Genomic DNA, 18674 nt, shown 5'->3' on the forward strand with positions numbered 1-18674 from the left:
ACGACATTCTGGTCTGCGTATCCCCCGCAGACTGTAAACCTGCTCAAGCGTACCTATGCAAGTTCTTCTGATTCAACACACGGCCGTCGATTCCGCTGGTGTGGTGGCCGATTGGATACAGAACCACGGTCTTCAATGCACGACATTGCGTTTGGATCGTGGCGATGAAATCCCTTCGACCTTCGATGCCGACGTGCTAATGAGCTTTGGCGGTCCGCAATCGCTGCACATGCCTGACTTGCCGGCCTGGGTCGAGCGTGAAAAGAGTTTGATCCGTCATTTCATCGACAACGATCGAAAGGTCATGGGGATATGTTTGGGGGCCCAAATGTTAGCCTCCGCCATGGGGGCCCTCACCTATCGCAATGATCAACCCGAGGTCGGTTGGCACCACATCACCAAAGTGAAATCCGCGAGTAAGTGGTCGGTGCTGCCCAAGCAAACGCGGGTTCTGCATTGGCATCAGAACACGTTTGAGCTACCCGACGGAGCGGAGCATTTGTATCGAAGTGAAGCGTGCGAAAATCAAGGATTCGCCATTGGCGATTTAGCAGTTGGCTTTCAGTTCCACCCCGAAGTCACCGAGCGAACCATCCGCCACTTCCTGCAAGTTTCGGGCATCGTTCGCAAGAAAGCTACCTATGTGCAAACTCGAGAAATGATTGAGGAAGGCGTACGTGAGCATCGTGAGCGCCAGGCAAAATGGTTTACCGAATTCTTGACGCAATGGCTCCTGCGTGGACCTAGCCAATCGAAGTGACATCGGTACAAGAACCAACGATTGACTAATCCATCGAAGAGTTTAATTGGTTCTCACTTAGCCACTCCAGCAAGACTCTCGCTTCGTGATCGAGTTCACCTTCGTTATCAGATTCATCTTTGCCTTCAGGTTTACCGAGCAGTGGAGAGGTTGGAACCATGCTCGTGTCCTCTACCGTTGCCAGCTTTGTGTCTTTGGCTTTGTTGAAGACAGAAAAGTACTCGTCGAGAACGGTCAGGTTTGTGTCGGGACGAGAGACTTGCTCGGAAGTTAAGTCGCGATCAACCATGGGGAAAGCTGGCCAACGCATTGCGTCTTCGAAGAGGTTCGCCGCTAACTTTCCGCGGACAGGGGTGCTCGCTGGACCGATACGGATCGCGTCGGCAGTAATGACTCCATCGGGTGCGGTGCCGAGGACGACGGTCAAAGTCCCGCTCGTGATTGTCACGTTAGAGAGAACTTCCCAATCGCCCCCGAGATCCGAGAAATCATCGGGCGCGACCTTTTGACTCGCGTAGATCGTCGTGATCAATGTATTGCCGTCGTAAATGGAATACGGGGCAGCTTCAGAACGATTGGGGTGCGAAAGCCATGTGGAGGAAACGCTGTACGTACCGACGGGTAGTTCGTCGAATGTCCAACTCGCTTCATCGGCGCCGCTGCTTGCGGAATGCACCTCGCGGTCACCGAGGTAACCAGTCGAAGTCGTTCTCCATCCGTTGCTAGTGTAGCCCGGATCCCCGTTGTCGACGACAAGGGTCGGTAAGGACGGTGCGGGTGCGATGTGAACGGCATCGGCGGTAACTTTGCCTTGAGGCGATGTTCCCAACACGACTGTCAAAGTGTCTGAGCTAATTTCGACATTCGCTAACACTTCCCAGTCCCCACCGGCATCAACAAAATCGTCAGGCGCGACTTTCTGGTTTGAATTAACGAAGGCAACCAGGACTCCATCGTCATAGATAGAAAACGGTGCATCGTTGGCTCGATTGGGATGGGCCAACCATGTTGATGAGACGGTATAGGTGCCGGGCGTGACGGTGAAGTTCCAGGTCGCTTCGTCATTACTGGCGCCCGCAACATGCATGTTTCGATCACCCAGATAGCCTGTCGTCGCGCTGGTCCAGTTGCCGGTAACGCTGTACTGCGCGTCTCCATTGTCGATAATTTGTGTCTCCGACGCGGTCGTGATCATTTGGACGATCAGTTCATAGAATCCGGTCGTCGATCCACCCGAGTCTCCTGACCCATCAACAGGGTCGTACTGATAATTGCCTTCGCTGGCGACCGCTAAGTAGTAGACGCCCGATGTGTCAAATACAAAGTCGATGAACGACTCCGTTGCGGCGAACTCAGGATCCGGACCGACGTCGGCATCTGAGAAGGCGATCAGTGATCCTGACGCGTCAAAAAGGTTTACCGATGAATCAAGTTCAGCCGAGGGATCATTGAAGACATCGATATCAAACTGCCAACGTTCACCGGCTTGAACTGAGATGGCAAACATATCGACATCATTGGCCGAATAGATCTGGTCCGCAAAGATGCCCTCATCAATCAACGTGGCTTCATTAATTTGGTCATCGGGATCATCGACTGGTAGAAGCGGTGCAATTCGGATCGCGTCCGCAGTTACCACACCGTCGGGAGATGTTCCCAAGACAACTTTAAGAGGTCCGTTGGTGACACTTACGTTGGTAAGGATTTCCCAATCACCGCCATCGGCATTGAAGTCATCAGGATCAATCTTCTGGTTGGCTTCAACAAAGGCAATAAGTTCGCCCCCATCGAAAATGGAGTAAGGCGCATTGTTTGCTCGGTTGGGATGCGATAGCCAAGTCGAAGCAACTTGATAGGTGCCGATTGGTACTTCAAACGTCCAGCTCGCTTCATCGCTTCCGCTGCTCGCCGAATGAGCGTTTCGGTCATCTTGATATCCATTGGCGGCACTGGTCCACGACCCAGTCAGGGCGTATCCGGCGTCGCCGTTGTCAACGATCAGCGCGGGGATTTCGAATGGTTCAATTCGGACAGCGTCCGCGGTCACCACTCCGTCGCTGGCTGATCCCAACGATACTCGCAGTTGCCCACTGGAGATATTAACGGCGGCGAGGTTTTCCCAGTTCGCACCGGCATCGCTGAAGTCATCGGGGGAGTCTTTCTGGCTGGCATTGATCGTCGTGATAAATGTGCTGCCGTCATAAATGGAATACGGTGCTGCTGCACTTCGGTTGGGGTGGGACAACCAAGTAGACGCCACTTGGTAACTGCCAACGGGGACATCGAATATCCAAGTGGCTTCGTCGGTGTCACTGCCAGCGGCGTGGACGTCTCGATCGTCCAAGTATCCAGTGCCGGTTGTGTTCCAATTTCCGGTTGTGGTGTAGCCCGGATCGCCGTTGTCAATGATCGTCGCATTGGTGGGACTCATTAGCGAGATATCGAGTCCGTATCCTCCGACTTCATCCGAATAGTTGTCTACCGCAACAAAGTAGGTGCCTGATTGATCTGGAGCAAAAGTAATCAATGATGCTAGTCCAGTTCCCCCGTCGTCATCGAAAGTGATCAGTGTCGTCCCATCCGTGTCAAACAGACTCAGTGTGCTATCGCTCAATTCTGTAAGAACGGTTTCGATTTCGTAAGTGCTGCCCGCGTTCGCAGAGAAGCTAAAGTAATCCAAATCGGTCTGGATCTCGATAATTCCTGTCGTGCTTACTGGCACCGATAGGGAAGTTGCTTCGGAGAAGTCGTTGCCATGATCGTCATCAATTTCGGCGACCAAGTCGTAAGTGCCAAATTCATTATCGGCGTACCCTGCGACCTCAAGAAAATAGGTGCCAGATGTGGAAGCGGTCCAAATGATTTGGGACGCGAGACCCGGTCCCGAATCGTCATCAAAAACCAGCGACGTCGAACCGTCAACGTCGTAAAGTTCGAGCGTTGAGTCGCTGAGTGTGTTCAAGCCGGTACTAAATTCGTATTCGATGCCCTGGATCGCGTTGAAACTAAAGAAGTCTCGATCTCCTGCAACCTCCAGCTCGCCCCCAGTGGTCGATGGGATGGGAATTGGCGTCGACGACGACGAGTTGTCTCCGTGGTCATCGGTACTCGTCGAGTTAAAAACAGAATCCAGCCATGACGCGTAGGCCGACCCCACCATGCCGCCAAAATCAGTGTCAAAGTCAGGGGCAAAGATGCTGCCAAACGTATTGTTTCCCCACCACTCCAACTCGCCTTGTTCGATGGTGGTTGAGTTATCCAAGTCATTCCAAACGAAACTCGGCCCACCGCTATCGCCACCCAGGATGGTGATTTCCTTGTCGTTTCCAAGAGTCGTTCCGTCACCGAAAAGGTCAGCCGGTGCTGGGCCGTCAAAGTCCGCCAACCAAACCTCGCGGTTGCCGCCACCCTCATCGTCCAACTCAAAGTCGGACGCTAAGTTCTGTCCCGTCAATTTGACGAACAGGTTTGCTCCGCCTGTTTCGCCGTTGATCGCATCGCCTTGTGTTCCATAGCCCGCTAATACGATGGGAGTCGATTGCGTGAATGCTTGCGTGTGAATGGGATAGATTGGCACTCCCGAGGGTGCCGATGACGAGAGTGTTACCACGGCGATGTCGTCATTCACCGATGGAGACAAGAAGCCTGTGTAGTTTGGGTGATTGACCAGCGCCGACGCCTGGATGGAAGTTGATCCGCTGAAATTATTTGTGGGATTGTCGTGGTTGAAAAAAACCGTGACTTCCGAAGGAGCGAAATCAACCGAACCATTGTCATCAATGTCGAGGCAGTGTCCTGCGGTAACGATGTGCGTCGAAGTCAGAAGAGCTCCTGAGCAGATAAAGGAACCTTGACTAGAACTCATGTTTAAACTCACCACGCCTGCGAATGGTGACGTCGTTACGTTGGCATCTGTTCGCGAAGACACCGACACCGATGGTGATCCATTGGGGTCACCCACGGCAATCACCGGGCGAAAATGATCAAACGTTCCCGCATACTGCTCGGCTGGTCGGCTCGCAGACGCATCGGAGGAAACGTACACAGGAGCGGGCGTTGCAGCAGTAGCAACTCCCGCACTTATGCTCGACTTCAAGTTGGGTGAGGCGTTTGGCTGCTCGAGTTGCAGAGCGGTTAAATGAGCCGCCAAGAGATTTCGCTTCTCCAAAGACTCCACCACCAAACTGCGGATTCGCCCTCGGGGCCGTGTCGAGGATTGACCAGTTTGGCGTACGTATCGCGATGAACTCATGTGCTTCCCTTGTTTCTTAGCCTGCGCTTAACTATCAGTTTTTAAGGGCAGCCGCGAGTCGGTTCCACTATTGGAGTGGATGTTTGCGGATATTTAACGCAAATAGAATAGCACTAAACACGACAGCAGCGTTTGAATTTTTCTCCGCTGCCACATGGACAAGGTGTATTGCGGCCGATTCGTCGACGGCGGACCTGCCTGAATCGTTGGCGAGTGTCTTGGCGATAGATCTTTTCGAGCATTTGATAGAGTTGCGGTGCTTTGGCCGCGAGGACGCTGGGGGATTCGAAAAAGTACTCCGACAAGACGGCAAAGTACTCGGCTTCGTTGGTAAACGCGTAATCGTCGATGTGCCGACGTTTCGGGGCCAATTTCGTCGCGTCGCTTCGCAATTCGTTTCCCACCCATTCAATCCATGGACGAACGACGTCGCGCGGGATCGTCGCCGGAATCCCGTCGATACTGCCGTCGGCCTTGTCAATCAAATGGGAAAACTCGTGGATGCCGACATTCCGCTTGTCGTTGCTGATGTCAAAGCCAGCGACCAAATCGGGTTTCGACAAGATCATCACTCCGCTGAGGTGTCCTGCCCCTACCATGCCCAGCACGTGATCGGTATCCGGGTGGCTGCTTTCGAAGTTCTCGCCGAAACGGTTCGGATAGATCAGTACTTCGCCTAGCCCCGCGTATTCCCAATACTCAAATCCAAAGATCGGAATCACCGCACTGGCCGCGACCAGTGAAATAGTTTGGTCATCAACGTCAGTGCGAATTCCCGTAATGGCGACTTCATCAACGAAGATTTGCATCAAGGACTCAAACCGACGTTTGTCTGGTTTAGGCAAGGCGACATAGAACTGCACATGACGTTCTAGCGCAGAACGCCACGCCGGTGGAAATGGTTGCGATGCAACGCGGATCCGTCGTTTCGTGTTTCGTCTAGCGAGCACGTAGATGGCGGGGCTAGCTAATGCCAGCAGGATCCACCAGGGCGATATCCACGCCAAGCCTATTCCGATGATCGCGGCCAGACCGGCGAAAAGGAAGGAAAGGAGTCGATTACGACGATCCAGTTCAGGAGTGATGAGCATAGCGACGGGGCGTCAGGAAGCGTGAAACTGGATGCATGCAGGGATTTGAGAAGGCAATGATCCAGCATAACCGGCACGTTCGTCTCAAGGCGAAGGCAATTGGCCATCACGGAGTCGGGTAGGAGAGTTTGCGTCGATTGTTCAACCCGATGGTACCGAAATCGAAGAAGTGTCCGAGTGATCGCGTGCCTGGATTGGGCTGCGCCCTCGTCCTACTTCTACCTTTTGCAAATGAATCACGTGAGCCAAGCGTCCAGCGAACCATCGACGCACGAAGTCTGCTTCGGTTTGCGTATCGAGAGCCATGCGATTCAGCTCGCTATTGCGACGCCGATGGACAATGGTCGTTATCGGCTAACCTTTGATCAGGTTGACCACGATGGCGAAGTGGGATGGTTGACCAACGAAGGGGCATCGGCGTTTGAGGCTGCACTGGAAATGTTGGCCGATCGCCACCAAATGCGTCGTCATGCGGTTTCCGTGTCACTTGATGGTGACTTCTGTGTCACGCGAGTCACGATCGGTTCGCCCGAAGAGGTTGACCACGATTTAGAAACCCTAGCAACGCGGATTCCTCGATACCTGCAACTAGGGCCTGGCGAAAAGGTGACCGGTAGTGCTCGCATTCGAATTGAACCAAGCACCGATTATGCAGTGACGGGTGTGGTCAATCGTTCGCTGATCCAAATTATCTACGACGCATTTCGTAACATCGATATGGATGTGAAATGGGTTGAGCCATCTTTGGTAAGTGTGGCGAGATTAGTAGGGCGAGATAAGCGGATTGGCGATACGCCGATTCTGGTTGCCGATGGAATGGGAAAACAATGGGATGTGGGGATCGCATGTGCGGGAATGTTGCTGTTGGACTATCGGCCCGCTGCGGCTCACCACAATGCTGGTTTTTGCGAAGCCTTAGTCGGGCACTTCTCGCGTCTGAAACGGTTCTGCCATCGCCACCGGCGTGTGGCAACGGGCGAGTTGGAAGAACTGCTGATCTGCGGTCCGCACGAAAAAACGAATGATGTTATCGCGTTGTTGAAAGACTCTGACGTTGTCCGACCGGCGGTCTTACAGATTCCTGATTTGCCAGAGTTGTACGAGATAAATTCTGAATCGAATGAAACGAATCATGTTCCATCGGTAGCCACCGTTTTTCCTCTGCTAATTCGATTGGCTGACGACGGTGTTCCGGATTTGCTGGACCATGTTCGACGCGCGCCCGATTTGTCTTGGGGGCAACGTTTGGTCTATCAGTGTTGGCCCATTGCCGTCGCCTGTCTGACGCTGATGATTGCCTACGCGATGGTCGCGACGGAGCGAAATCGTCATGCCGGGAAGGGAATGGGGCGAGCCGAATTGCAGGCGCAAATTACTGCCACACAAACGAAGTTCGCAGCGGTTTCCAAACGTCGTGAACTGTTGACCCACCTGAATCGAATCTCAGCGATCACCACGGAACCGAACTGGCACAAGACTTTTAAGCTGATCACGCAAAGTTTGCCGGAAACAGTACGACTTGAAGAGTTCCGAATCGAATCGAGCAACACCATCCAACTCAACGGCATGACCGTGGAAGAGTCGGTGATCTATGACCTCGTCAATTCACTACGGCACTTGCCCGGCGTGACTCAAGTCGCACTGAAGGGCACATCGCCCGAGCCCGACACGCAATCGACCCGCTTTATCGTTCGTTTGACCATCCGAAGTGCTTCTTCTGGTTTGGATAATCAAACGGGCGCACCCGGCCATCGCATGGCTCAAAGGACACCGCTCCCTTCGCCGAAGCAAAGGGGCCAACAATGAAGTCACCCAACGCTAACCCGCCGATCCCAGCAACTCTAGCCAAACGGTCGCGGGCACAAGAACGATCCGCGGCCAGAGACCGAACGACCCGAGCAATCATTGCGAGCGTAAGTTTGCTTGCCATCATCTTATTCGGCGTCCGCTGGGTCGATGAATACTTTGAACTCCATCGGGACGTATCTGAAATGGACACGTTGCGGGTTCAGTTTGAACAGGCCAGTATGCGGAAGGAGCGACTTGAGAAGGTGGCGACCCAGATATCGGCACAACTTGAATTGGCAGTCGAGCAAAGCATCGAGCCGGATGACATTGAAGGCGTTCGAGAACAACTAGTCGGCATCGTTCGCAAAGCGGGCGCGGCTCTTCGGCGATTAGAAATCGGTGAAGACGAAAGCCGTGCATGGGCGTTCGAAAACGACAGTCCAATCAATAGCGCAACGCCTTTGTACTCTGAACCTTCGGGCTTCCTGTTACACGACCATACGGTTTTGTTGCAAGCGGATGGGAGCATGGAGGCGATTGGTAAGATTATCGACTTGATCGACGAGAAAGGCTGGCTGATGATCACCAAGGGGATGCAGATATCTCCTACGACCGTCCGCGAAACTCCTGTGGCACTTGAGTGCAGCCTGACACTGTTTGGATTAACGACTGCACCAGTGGAAGACCTAGACGATGAATTCGCCGATCCCGATTCGCCGGAGTTGCAAGCGAGTGATATTTAGCGAGAAACAAAGCTGACAAAGAGTAACTACTTCCACGCGGTCCACTGACGGCCTCGCGGAACGAACGAGTAAGTGTCGCAGCCAATGGGCTGGGATACCATAAGCCTGCGGCGAAGGATTGCCGTGGTCAATAACAACAAGACCCAACCCGAGGTTCATTGCCATGGATGGCAGACCAACGATATACGAACAGACAGCGGCGATAGCGAGTACGGTTGCGTGCTCGCCCGTCGACCGTTTGAACGTTGGTCCGTCACTGGCAATGACCACCACCGAGTTGTCGGGTTTGCTCGGCCGTATCGCATGGATGACCATGGTTGTGGTTGGCTGCTTGAACGCCAATTCGAGCTTGGTGTCTGCCGACGAAAGCTTCATCGCCGACGTAAAACCTTTGCAACAAGTGCCTGCATCATGGCCAATCGAGATGGCTCCGGGGATCGACGCTCCGGCGCCAGTTGTAGTTAAGAGCCCGGCGCGTGTCATCTCGGCTAATGAACCTTCCGTTGTCGCAACCTTAAGCACCGCTGCCACCAATCACCACGGTTCAAGTGGCCACCTAGGGTCAAACGACCAGGGCTCGGTTGATGGTGATGCCTCGCAAGCACCGGCGGCACGTCCGGGTTCAGTCGAAGAAGCTCTCGCGACTCGGGGCAGTGTCACGTTTCGAAAGACGCCGCTTTCGGACGTTATTTTTATGCTCAGCGACCTGTGGAGAATCAATATCGTCGCCGGAAACGCAGTCTCGGGCGAAGTCAGCGGCGCGTTTCACGATGCACCATTAAGCGAGGTGCTGTCTGCTGCACTCAGTTCGTCAGGTTACAGCTACCGGAAAACGGGAAGTAGCTTGGTGGTTCTTTCAGCGGATCAAATTGGTGCTGACGATCCCAACTTTGAGAACGAAACGCTGCGTTTGCCTCAAGCTTTACGTGATGATGAATCGGCATTGGAAGCGGCCGGATTGTTGCTAAGCGACCGAGGGCAGATGCGACGCATCGGCAGCGATTCGCTGTTGGTGATCGATACGGCTGATCGGATCGATCGAATTCGCCGGCTTTTCGCTGGGTTCGGTGTGGCGGGTGAAGGCGGGTTCAACACCGGTGCTGCGGTCGAAGGAGGCGATGCCTCGACACTCACATCGGCCGCTGTGATGCCTCAATCCGGGATCGCCTATTTTTCGCCTCAGTTCACTGAAGCGGAAGAAATGGCCGGACCGTTGCAAGCCGCCTTGGGTGACCAAGTCATCGTCGCCGTTTTCCCGGAAGAAAACCGGATCATGGTCAAAGGTAGTAGCCAGAGTCTAGAGATCGCCGCGGAGGCAATCGAACAGCTCGATCGCGCTCGTCCGCAAGTTCGTATCACGGCGATGATTTACGACGTCTCGTTGAAAGAGATCGAACGTCTCGGAGTTAATTGGTCCGCTCAGCCACACAGCGCTGGGCTATCGTTGGCGGATTTGAACGACTCGGAGACGCTTCAGTTTCGAAACCTCGTGAGTGCTTCCACTGGTTTGATCACCGATACCAGTGCCGCCGGTGCGGGCAGCTTAGGAGTTCGAACCGCGAACAGTGCGTTCAATCTTGACATGTTGTTGCAAGCGCTCGATAGCAGTAGCGAAGCCAAGTTGCTTGCCGACCCTTCGATCACGGTCGGGGATCGCCGACAAGCCTCGATCCGAATCGTTCAGAAGATCCCGATCCAGGGAGCCAACCCCGTCGAAAACTCAAGCGTCGTATTCTCGGAAGTCCAGTTCGAAGAAGCCGGTGTGATTCTGAATGTCCTTCCGCGAATCAGTCGGGACGGCACCATCGATATGAAGGTGCAACCCGAGTACAGCGTGGTCGCGGACTACATTGCCAACAACCCAGTCATCGACAGCCGAGTTGCCGAGACTACCGTTCGCGTAGCCGACGGGCAAATGTTCGCGTTGGGTGGGCTGCGGCAAAAGTCGATCGTCGAATCGGTCCGTGGCGTCCCATACTTGAAGGATATCAAGTACGTCGGAAAGCTATTCCGGTCTCATGACACAGAGATCCGCGAGAGCGAGTTGATTGTGTTCCTAAAGCCGGAACTGATTACGCCCTACGATCTAGGCAACGAACGGCAACGTGAGGCCGCCAGAGTGAGCACGCAGCACCTTGACGAAATTCCGCACGCACAAATGTGTCCGATGACGAGTTGCTGCAAGGATCCGAATTGTCCTAACCATCATCCGCGACCAAGGGTCAATGGTGGCACTGAGGCACTTCGGTACAGCGATTGGGATTCGCAATACGATGTAGTTTCGGACGTTCCCGTGGTCGACCACTCGATGCTTGAATCCGAAGGCTTCATCGAGGATGAAGTGATTGAGATGAATCCCGGTGAGTACCCGCCGGTGCATGTTGACGAGAGGTTCATGCAATAAGCCGTTCGTTGGCCCCTGCCATCGTTATCGACTTTTGCAAGTTTAAGAATGGAACAACGGTAAGACTTCGTTCTCGTTGATACCATCCACGATCGCAACGACCACATCGCCAACCTTCAGTTGATCTTCGGCGCGAGGTACGCGCACAAAACCATCGCGGTGGATCGCACCAATCAGGCAGCGACCGGCAAGCGGGAGTTCAGCCAACGGAGCCGTGGTAACCTTGCTGCCTTCAATGATCTCGAGTTCGTAGACGCTGATCGAACCGTTGGGTAGCTGGCTCTTGCTAATGATGGAACCCTCGTTGAGATAGCCAAGTATCTGGCGAGCAGCGACGTCACGTTCGCTAACCGCACGGTCGATTCCAAGCTTGCCGACAACGTTGGCGTAATCGGGTCTACCAACAACGCACATTACTCTCGCGGCCCCCAGTTCACGTGCTTCCACGCCGGCCATGATGTTGCTTTCGTCGGAACCAGTGCAAGCGACGAAGTAATCAACCGTGCCGGCGCCTTCATCTTCGAGCACCGTTCGTCGGTTAGCATTGGCGTGAATGATTGTCACATCGGGAAGCTGTTTGGCGAGTTGATGGCAGCGATCGGCATCTCGTTCGAGCAAGACAATGCCATAGTCGCGTCGCGACAGTGAATCAGCCAAGTGATATCCGGTTTCGCCGCCACCGGCGATCATCACGCGTGTCTTTCGCTTGTCTTCGTTGCCACTGAAAAACAACTTTCTTGCCTTGCTGACCGACTCGAGGCTGCCGATCAGGCTCACGCGATCGCCGACGTGAATTTCATCCTCGCCACTAGCGATCCACATACGTCCGCCTCGCGCGATCGATCCGATGCGAATCGAATCGGGCATTTTAAGATCGCGCAGTTTATGATCGACGGCCGACGATTTCTTGCCGACTTCCAATTCGTACACTTCCAATTGTCCGCGAGCAAAGTGCTCGAGCGGAATTGCGTCAGGGTTGCGAATCGCTCTGGCCAATTCAAACGCCGAGAGTTGTTCGAGACTAAGTAGGCTGTCGATATTGAAGTGCCGCTGATAGTCAAACGTGCTGAGGTCACGGAACGCGGGTGCATAGACACGGGCGATACTACGACGGGCACCCAGTGCCTTGGCCATACTGGCGGCCACGATATTGACTTCATCATCACCGGTAACGGCTAAGCACATGTCAGCGGCGCAAACATCCGCTTGAAATAGGACCGTGCTGCGCGAAGCGCTACCTTCAATGGCGCGAACATCAAGTTCGCTGTTGATGCGGCGAACGTTTTCGGGATCAATGTCAACGACGGTGACGCTGTGCCGACGTCGGCAAAGCATGTCGGCAACCCAGCGGCCGACGGTACCGGCACCTAATGTGAGGACTCGCATGGACTAGATCATCCACGCGAGAAAGCAAAGCACAGCGAAAATCATCAACATGAAACTGGTGATCCAGCGGCCTGTCATCCAGGCATGGCGGAGGATCTCCTGAGTGTTTTCGTGCCGAGTTCCGCCGAAGACCAACGAGATCGTGATAATCAAAGGCACGTAATAAAGCAGGTAGGTTGGCGAAATCGAAAGCATGGAACCGTGACAGATTGATAGAGCATGATCGAAGGGGGAGCGGCAGATCTTATGAACCTATCCCGGAGTGGGATCCAATTTCGAATCGTCCGGAACGCTTGGATCGGCTTCATCCCGTTTTCGGCCGCTGATCGGAATTGCCAACGGGCCTCCGAAGGCATCGTAGATTACCAGAATATTTAGCAATCCCGCGATCACCGTGTACCAAGTTCCCATTTCGTAACCGGCACCCCGGCGGGCATACCAAGCAGAGACTTCATCCGCTTCGTTTTCAATGACCGGACGCATCGGCGGCGCCATGAAGCCACCCCAAAGGGGTTCATAGGCCGCGGATGTGCGACCATTGACCGTAGCCTTTCGCATCTTGTTTCCCTGGACCAAGGCCGGTAAAGCCGCCGCTCCAACGCCCGATTGAAGGATATAGTGCCAACGTTTGTCACCGGGCACCCACGACGCATACACGACATGGCCCCCGCCGAGTGCAAAGCCCAGGATCCAGGCTGAAATAATGCACACGAAGAAAATCCAGCCCTTCGTTTTGCGGCCTTGGTAGAGGTGCCCCAATCCAGGCACGAGCCATGCTAAGAACGCCGCCAGTCCGCGATTCTTTAAGTCTACGATCTGACCATCAACGTCGATCGTGTTGTCGGGGGATGCCATCAAATGTCTATATGCAAAGGAGAGAGGAATGCGAGGGGAACAGGCGGGTGGTCGAAAACGCGGTCTCAAAAACGCCAAGGTATCTCGATATCAGACATTGTGAAGCAAACCATGTTTCGGTGATAGGCGGAAAAGGCTCGGCCGGGGAGGCGGCGAAACCGGCTAAAAACCACGAAATCGATGCTCGTGGGGGATGCGGTTGGCCTCGACGATTCCCTGCAATGGCTGCTACATTGCCGGGCTTCCCCTGATTACCCTGAGCTGAAAATTGGCCCAAGTGGGTTTCTTGCATCCGCCTCCCGCATTGACGACCTGTACCCGACCGTGATTCTGATCCTCGAAAGCCGAGCCACCGACGACCAGATCGCACACGTTCTTGAACGTGTCGAGGCGATGGGATTACAGCATCATCTTAGTCGTGGCACGCATCGTACCATCGTCGGCATCATCGGTGACGAAGACAAACTACGAGAAGAACCACTCAACGCGATTCCCGGCGTATCCCAAGTCGTCCCGGTTTTGCCACCCTACAAACTAGCTTCCATTGATGCTCATCCCGCACCCAGCATTGTGGACGTTTCAGGCGTCAAGATCGGTGGTGGGCATCTCGGGATGATCGCGGGCCCATGCAGTGTCGAAGAACCCGAACGGATGGTTCGCATTGCCGAGAAGGTCGCTCAATCGGGAGCTAACCTGTTTCGCGGCGGCGCGTTTAAGCCTCGAACGAGTCCTTATGCCTTTCAAGGACTCGGCGAAGAAGGTTTGCGAATACTAAAAGATGTGGGTGACAAGTTTGGCATGCCCGTCGTCACCGAAGTCACCGATCCTCGATTGGTAGAACTTGTTGCCCAGTACGCTGACATGTTGCAGGTGGGGGCAAGGAACATGCAAAACTTTGCGCTATTGACCGAAGTCGGCAAGTCGAATCGTCCTGTGCTTCTAAAACGAGGCATGAGTGCAACGATCAACGATTTGCTTATGTGCGCCGAGTACATTTTGTCGCAAGGAAACCCCAACGTCGTGCTATGCGAACGAGGCATCAAGAGCTTCGATCCGGCGACGCGCAACCTGTTCGATGTTGCGGCGGTTCCTCAGGTGCGGACGCTTTCGCACTTACCCATCATCGTCGACCCGTCGCATGCCACCGGTCGTCCGGAGTTAATTCCGGCATGTGCGATGGCGGGCATTGCCGCGGGCGCGGACGGTGTCCACATCGAAGTCCATGATTGTCCTGAAGTCGCAAAGAGCGATGGTCCCCAAGCCTTGCTGCCCGAACAGTACGATGAATTAGCCAAGCAAATGAAAGGCCTGGCTGAACTGATGGGCAAAACGATTTCACCCCTGCCAAGTGCAGCTTAAAAGTCATTCAATCGAATCCGCATACGATTCCGTTTCACTTAATTTACAAACACACCCTTCTCTGGAGATTTCCTTTTGTCACGTCGCACTTTGATCGCCGGTAATTGGAAAATGAATACACGTGCGGATTCCGCCGTGGCACTTGCACGCGAAGTCGCGAAAGCCGTAGGCGAAGAGCCCGCGGTTGATGTCGCGCTTTGCCCACCGGCCGTTTACCTATCGGCCGTTGCCGATGCCGTCGCGGGCACTCCTGTCGGAGTGGGCGCGCAGAATCTTTATGCCGCTCAAGATGGTGCCTACACGGGCGAAGTCAACGCAGCGATGCTGAAGGATATCGGATGCCACTACGTGATCTTGGGTCATAGTGAGCGTCGTGCAATCCTTGGTGAAACCGACGCCATGATCAGCGAAAAGTTGCAAGCCGCTTTGGCCGGCAACTTGGTTCCGATCGTTTGCGTCGGCGAAACGCTCGAAGACCGCGAGGCGGGCAACACCGAGAAGGTCGTTGAAAGCCAGCTTCGTGGTTCATTGGCTGGGCTCGACGAAGTGCGTGCTGCCGGGATCGTGATTGCCTACGAACCCGTCTGGGCCATTGGCACTGGCAAGACCGCATCCAAAGAGCAAGCCGAAGAAGTTCACGCGTTCATTCGTAAGCTGCTCGGCGAAATGTTCACCCCTGAGGTGGCGGATCAAATTCGAATCCAATACGGCGGCAGCGTTAAGCCAAACAATGCCAAGGAACTGCTCAGTCAACCGAATATCGACGGGGCGCTGGTTGGCGGCGCGTCTTTGAAGGCAGAAGACTTTGCCGGCATCATTCACCCCGCCTGATCGCTTCGTCGGTCTCGCCTAACCTTATCACTTAGCACTCACCTTTCACTTCGACGGTCCCATGTCTACCACGCTTCCTTTCGCACTTATCGGTTCCCTGTCCGGCGTCATGCTCGGTTGGTTGATGGGTTTCCTATCGCTGTTCTTGATTTTGTTGATTTTGATTCAACGAGGCAAAGGCGGTGGACTTAGCGGAGCATTGGGTGGTCCCGGTGGACAGAGTGCATTCGGAAGTAAGGCTGGCGACACGTTCACGGTGATCACCGTTGTCGTGGCTACCATTTGGGGTTTCACCTGTGCGTTCACCATGTGGTTGCTTGGGACTCACGCACCGTCGACACCGATGACCGACTCCAAAATCACCTCGGGGCCTGGCGATTCAGCTCGCGGAACCGAAGATGCCAATTCGAACCGACTAGACATTCCCACCATTGGTGGCGACGCCGACGGACTTAGCAGTGGCGATGATTTGGACCTGAGCGGTTTGGACATGGCACCGAGTGATTCGGAAAGTCCTGCTGCGTCGGGAACTGACGCTTCGGATTTCGAAGCAGCACCGGCGACCGAAACCCCTGCATCGGAAACCTCCACAACGGAAACCTCTGCAAACGAGACCTCTGAAACTGAGGCTCCAGAATCAGAAGATTCCGAGGCTGAAACTCCCGCCCCGTAGTTAGAATTGCCACTTCAACCTTCAACCGGAATTCCAGTGACCACCATTTCCTCATCACTCAGCGATCCGCTTACTGAGAATGAGGGTGTGCGCAGTATGACGGGGCAAGGACATGCCTCGGTCCAAGGCGACTATGGGGTCATCCGTGTTGAGGTTCGAACGGTCAACAATCGTGGCCTGAAGTGCGTTTTAAGAACGAGCGATGCTTTGTCGTCGCTAGAAAGTCGTGTTGACGCGCTCGTTCGTTCGCTGATTCATCGTGGCAGCATTTCTGTTGCGATCTCGTGGCGAAAGCCGGCCGGGCAAAACGTTCCGGCAATCGACACGGAAGTGCTCGCCGCCTACGCATCGAAACTGAATGAAGTCCGGTTGAGCGTCGGTGATGGTAACGCGGTAAACATTGACTTAGCATCGCTAATGCAGTTACCCGGCGTGATCATTTCGGCGCGAGATGAACGCCGCGACGATGTCCAGCTTTGGGAACCAGTCGAAGAGGCGATTCGACTCGCATTTGAGAATCTCAACGAGATGCGTCAGACGGAAGGTGCCAATATGGCCCAGACGCTGCACGTTGACGCAGCTCAGATCGCCGAGCGACTTGAGCAAATTCGCGTCTTGGCTCCTCGAGCAGTTGAGAACTACAGCAGCCGATTGGAAGCGAAAATTCAAAGAGTCTTGTCCGAGCGTGATATCGAATCGCAACCGATCGACATTCTGCGCGAGGTGCAAATTTACGCCGATCGGGCTGACATTAGCGAAGAGATCACCCGGCTGGGCAGTCACCTAAGGCTCTTTGCCGATGTGCTTTCCGGTGAGGCAACCGAGGGTACCAACCGCGAGCCGACGGGTCGAAAGCTGGATTTTATCATTCAGGAAATGTTTCGCGAAACCAATACGATCGGTAGCAAGGCGGCCGACGCGGAAGTTTCGAGCCACGTCGTTGAGATCAAGTGCGCGATTGAGCGGATGCGTGAGTTGGTTCAAAACCTCGAATAGAACCAATAGAAATAATCTTCAGCAGATCAGCATGAACCAGGACAATAAAGGTCGACTCGTCATTATCTCGGGCCCCAGCGGGGCGGGGAAAAGCACCGTCGTGGGCCGATTGCTCGATGAGTGTGGTCTTCCGCTTCGACTAAGCGTTTCCGCGACGACGCGAACCCCCCGGCCCGGTGAAGTAGACGGAGTTTCGTACTTTTTCCTTACCCCAGAAGAGTTTGCTAAGCGTCAAGCGGCAGGCGATTTCCTTGAAAGCAAGGAAGTTTTTGGCCTTGGGCACTGGTATGGCACACTTCGCGAGCAAGTCGCCACTGGTCTGAATCAAGGGGACTGGGTAATTTTAGAGATTGATGTTCAAGGCGCATTGACGATCCTAGAGAACGAAGACTTCGACCCCATTACGCTGTTTATCCATCCCGGTGGCATGGATGAACTGGAAAACCGCCTGCGGTCTCGTAGAACCGAAACCAATGAAGCGATCTCGGCTCGCTTAGAAACTGCCGCCGCCGAGATGCTTTACCGACACCGATACCAATTCGAAATTATCAATGGCAACGTCGACAACGCTGTCGCCGAAATTTGCCAGATATTGAACGACCAAAAGGAAAACTATCCATGCTCGAAGAGCTAAAAGAAGAAGAAATCGTCAACAAGGTTGGCGGCCGTTTCAAGCTAAGCACTCTGATCCAAAAGCGGTTGGTGCAACTTAACCAGGGCAGCCGCGCTTTGGTGAACGTAGATACGCACGACAAGATGTCGATCGTGCTGCAGGAAATCGTTCAAGACAAGATTGTTCTTAACATGGACAACGAGGTCGAGTCGGTACACGATTTGGATGCTGCCATCGCAGCGGCTGAAGGTCCTGAACTTGATGTTTCAGATCTCTAGAATCGGCACCGCGGCTTTATTCAGGTGCCGCTCTTTCGTGATAACGCAATGAGCAAGACCTCACCCACCGTTTTGCTCTGTATTGGCGGAGGCATCGCTGCCTATAAGTCGGCGATGCTTTGCAGCCGTTTGGTTCAAAATGGCGTCCAAGTTCGCGTCGCGATGTCGGACGCCGCTACGAAATTCATAGGAGTGCCGACGCTTTCGGCACTTTCGGGTCGCTCGGTTGCAACCAGTTTGTTTGACGCTTCGCGTCCGCTGGGTTCGCATATCGAACTGGCTGATGGGCTCGACTTGATGATCGTCGCCCCAGCGACCGCAGACCTGTTGGCAAAGTTTGCTCATGGGATTGCGGATGATCTGATCAGCACGACTTACCTGCAGGCAACATGCCCCGTAATTCTATCGCCAGCGATGAGCGATTCAATGTGGAACAAGGCTGCCGTGAAACGAAACATCGAAACCTTGGCTAAAGACGGCTGCAAGATGATCGGTCCTGAATCGGGCTGGCTTTCTTGTCGAGTTCGGGGTGACGGTCGAATGAGTGAACCCGATACAATCGCGGCGGCCATTTTCGCTGCCTTGGAACTACCTCAATCCTGACGCTTTGGCGGCGTCACGTGAATTCGTTCCTCTCTCTAGTAA

General features: G+C 54.2%; 16 protein-coding genes. 11 read left to right on the top strand and 5 right to left on the bottom strand.

Annotated elements, in window-relative coordinates:
- Positions 1-55 precede the first annotated feature (55 nt).
- The gene (locus Pla22_RS05925; protein ID WP_146513796.1) at positions 56-760 is read left to right on the top strand and encodes a type 1 glutamine amidotransferase; all 705 of its coding nucleotides are present in this window, start codon (positions 56-58) and stop codon (positions 758-760) included.
- A 25-nt stretch (positions 761-785) separates the two neighbouring features.
- Here the strand turns inward: Pla22_RS05925 and Pla22_RS05930 are convergent, their stop codons facing one another.
- Together Pla22_RS05930 and Pla22_RS05935 are read right to left on the bottom strand one after the other, a co-directional pair.
- Positions 786-4625: a golvesin C-terminal-like domain-containing protein gene (locus Pla22_RS05930; RefSeq protein WP_165440535.1), complete on the bottom strand. Its 3840-nt coding sequence runs from the start codon at positions 4623-4625 to the stop codon at positions 786-788.
- Positions 4626-5125: 500 nt separating this feature from the next.
- Positions 5126-6103, bottom strand: coding sequence for a zinc-dependent peptidase (locus Pla22_RS05935; RefSeq protein ID WP_146513798.1), 978 nt, complete (start codon positions 6101-6103; stop codon positions 5126-5128).
- Positions 6104-6334: 231 nt separating this feature from the next.
- On the opposite strand from Pla22_RS05935, the gene Pla22_RS05940 reads away from it, so the two are divergent.
- The 3 genes from Pla22_RS05940 (at position 6335) to Pla22_RS05950 (ending at position 11038) form a co-directional block, all read left to right on the top strand.
- Positions 6335-7909 (top strand): GerMN domain-containing protein, encoded by a 1575-nt coding sequence (locus tag Pla22_RS05940; RefSeq protein WP_146513799.1) that lies wholly within the window; start codon positions 6335-6337, stop codon positions 7907-7909.
- Complete coding sequence (locus Pla22_RS05945) at positions 7906-8634, top strand: hypothetical protein (RefSeq protein WP_146513800.1); 729 nt, start codon at positions 7906-7908, stop codon at positions 8632-8634. The genes Pla22_RS05940 and Pla22_RS05945 overlap by 4 nt, the downstream gene beginning before the upstream one ends.
- A 163-nt stretch (positions 8635-8797) precedes the next feature.
- On the top strand, positions 8798-11038 hold the full coding sequence (locus Pla22_RS05950; protein ID WP_146513801.1) for a type II secretion system protein GspD: 2241 nt from the start codon (positions 8798-8800) through the stop codon (positions 11036-11038).
- Between the two features lie 42 nt (positions 11039-11080).
- Here the strand turns inward: Pla22_RS05950 and trkA are convergent, their stop codons facing one another.
- From trkA to Pla22_RS05965, 3 genes are read right to left on the bottom strand one after another with little or no spacing between them, the layout of a single operon-like run.
- Positions 11081-12424, bottom strand: coding sequence for a Trk system potassium transporter TrkA (gene trkA, locus Pla22_RS05955; protein ID WP_146513802.1), 1344 nt, complete (start codon positions 12422-12424; stop codon positions 11081-11083).
- Positions 12425-12427: 3 nt separating this feature from the next.
- Complete coding sequence (locus tag Pla22_RS05960) at positions 12428-12619, bottom strand: hypothetical protein (protein WP_146513803.1); 192 nt, start codon at positions 12617-12619, stop codon at positions 12428-12430.
- Positions 12620-12676: 57 nt separating this feature from the next.
- A complete protein-coding gene (locus Pla22_RS05965) occupies positions 12677-13279 on the bottom strand; it encodes a DUF6677 family protein (RefSeq protein WP_242631825.1) in 603 nt (200 codons plus the stop codon).
- A gap of 324 nt (positions 13280-13603) precedes the next feature.
- On the opposite strand from Pla22_RS05965, the gene aroF reads away from it, so the two are divergent.
- The 7 genes from aroF (at position 13604) to Pla22_RS06000 (ending at position 18632) form a co-directional block, all read left to right on the top strand.
- Positions 13604-14638 (top strand): 3-deoxy-7-phosphoheptulonate synthase, encoded by a 1035-nt coding sequence (aroF, locus tag Pla22_RS05970; RefSeq protein WP_146513804.1) that lies wholly within the window; start codon positions 13604-13606, stop codon positions 14636-14638.
- A 75-nt stretch (positions 14639-14713) separates the two neighbouring features.
- Positions 14714-15469 (top strand): triose-phosphate isomerase, encoded by a 756-nt coding sequence (tpiA, locus tag Pla22_RS05975; protein ID WP_146513805.1) that lies wholly within the window; start codon positions 14714-14716, stop codon positions 15467-15469.
- Between the two features lie 61 nt (positions 15470-15530).
- Entirely contained in the window at positions 15531-16142 is a 612-nt protein-coding gene (secG, locus tag Pla22_RS05980; protein WP_146513806.1) for a preprotein translocase subunit SecG, read from the top strand.
- Between the two features lie 36 nt (positions 16143-16178).
- Positions 16179-17138, top strand: a complete 960-nt coding sequence (locus Pla22_RS05985; RefSeq protein ID WP_242631826.1) for a YicC/YloC family endoribonuclease — start codon at positions 16179-16181, stop codon at positions 17136-17138.
- A gap of 31 nt (positions 17139-17169) precedes the next feature.
- Positions 17170-17772 (top strand): guanylate kinase, encoded by a 603-nt coding sequence (gene gmk / locus Pla22_RS05990; protein ID WP_146513807.1) that lies wholly within the window; start codon positions 17170-17172, stop codon positions 17770-17772.
- Entirely contained in the window at positions 17757-18029 is a 273-nt protein-coding gene (locus Pla22_RS05995; RefSeq protein ID WP_146513808.1) for a DNA-directed RNA polymerase subunit omega, read from the top strand. The genes gmk and Pla22_RS05995 overlap by 16 nt, the downstream gene beginning before the upstream one ends.
- Before the next feature lie 48 nt (positions 18030-18077).
- Positions 18078-18632 (top strand): flavoprotein, encoded by a 555-nt coding sequence (locus tag Pla22_RS06000; protein ID WP_146513809.1) that lies wholly within the window; start codon positions 18078-18080, stop codon positions 18630-18632.
- The last annotated feature ends 42 nt before the right edge of the window (positions 18633-18674 follow it).

This window comes from Rubripirellula amarantea (genome assembly GCF_007859865.1).
GTDB lineage: Bacteria > Planctomycetota > Planctomycetia > Pirellulales > Pirellulaceae > Rubripirellula > Rubripirellula amarantea.

Excerpts from the sequence above, each read along its gene's own strand:
- Pla22_RS05925 (WP_146513796.1), top strand. The coding sequence starts at position 56 with ATGCAAGTTCTTCTGATTCAACACACGGCCGTCGATTCCGCTGGTGTG.
- Pla22_RS05930 (WP_165440535.1), bottom strand. The coding sequence starts at position 4,625 with ATGAGTTCTAGTCAAGGTTCCTTTATCTGCTCAGGAGCTCTTCTGACT.
- Pla22_RS05935 (WP_146513798.1), bottom strand. The coding sequence starts at position 6,103 with ATGCTCATCACTCCTGAACTGGATCGTCGTAATCGACTCCTTTCCTTC.
- Pla22_RS05940 (WP_146513799.1), top strand. The coding sequence starts at position 6,335 with ATGAATCACGTGAGCCAAGCGTCCAGCGAACCATCGACGCACGAAGTC.
- Pla22_RS05945 (WP_146513800.1), top strand. The coding sequence starts at position 7,906 with ATGAAGTCACCCAACGCTAACCCGCCGATCCCAGCAACTCTAGCCAAA.
- Pla22_RS05950 (WP_146513801.1), top strand. The coding sequence starts at position 8,798 with ATGGATGGCAGACCAACGATATACGAACAGACAGCGGCGATAGCGAGT.
- trkA (WP_146513802.1), bottom strand. The coding sequence starts at position 12,424 with ATGCGAGTCCTCACATTAGGTGCCGGTACCGTCGGCCGCTGGGTTGCC.
- Pla22_RS05960 (WP_146513803.1), bottom strand. The coding sequence starts at position 12,619 with ATGCTTTCGATTTCGCCAACCTACCTGCTTTATTACGTGCCTTTGATT.
- Pla22_RS05965 (WP_242631825.1), bottom strand. The coding sequence starts at position 13,279 with ATGGCATCCCCCGACAACACGATCGACGTTGATGGTCAGATCGTAGAC.
- secG (WP_146513806.1), top strand. The coding sequence starts at position 15,531 with ATGTCTACCACGCTTCCTTTCGCACTTATCGGTTCCCTGTCCGGCGTC.
- gmk (WP_146513807.1), top strand. The coding sequence starts at position 17,170 with ATGAACCAGGACAATAAAGGTCGACTCGTCATTATCTCGGGCCCCAGC.
- Pla22_RS05995 (WP_146513808.1), top strand. The coding sequence starts at position 17,757 with ATGCTCGAAGAGCTAAAAGAAGAAGAAATCGTCAACAAGGTTGGCGGC.
- Pla22_RS06000 (WP_146513809.1), top strand. The coding sequence starts at position 18,078 with ATGAGCAAGACCTCACCCACCGTTTTGCTCTGTATTGGCGGAGGCATC.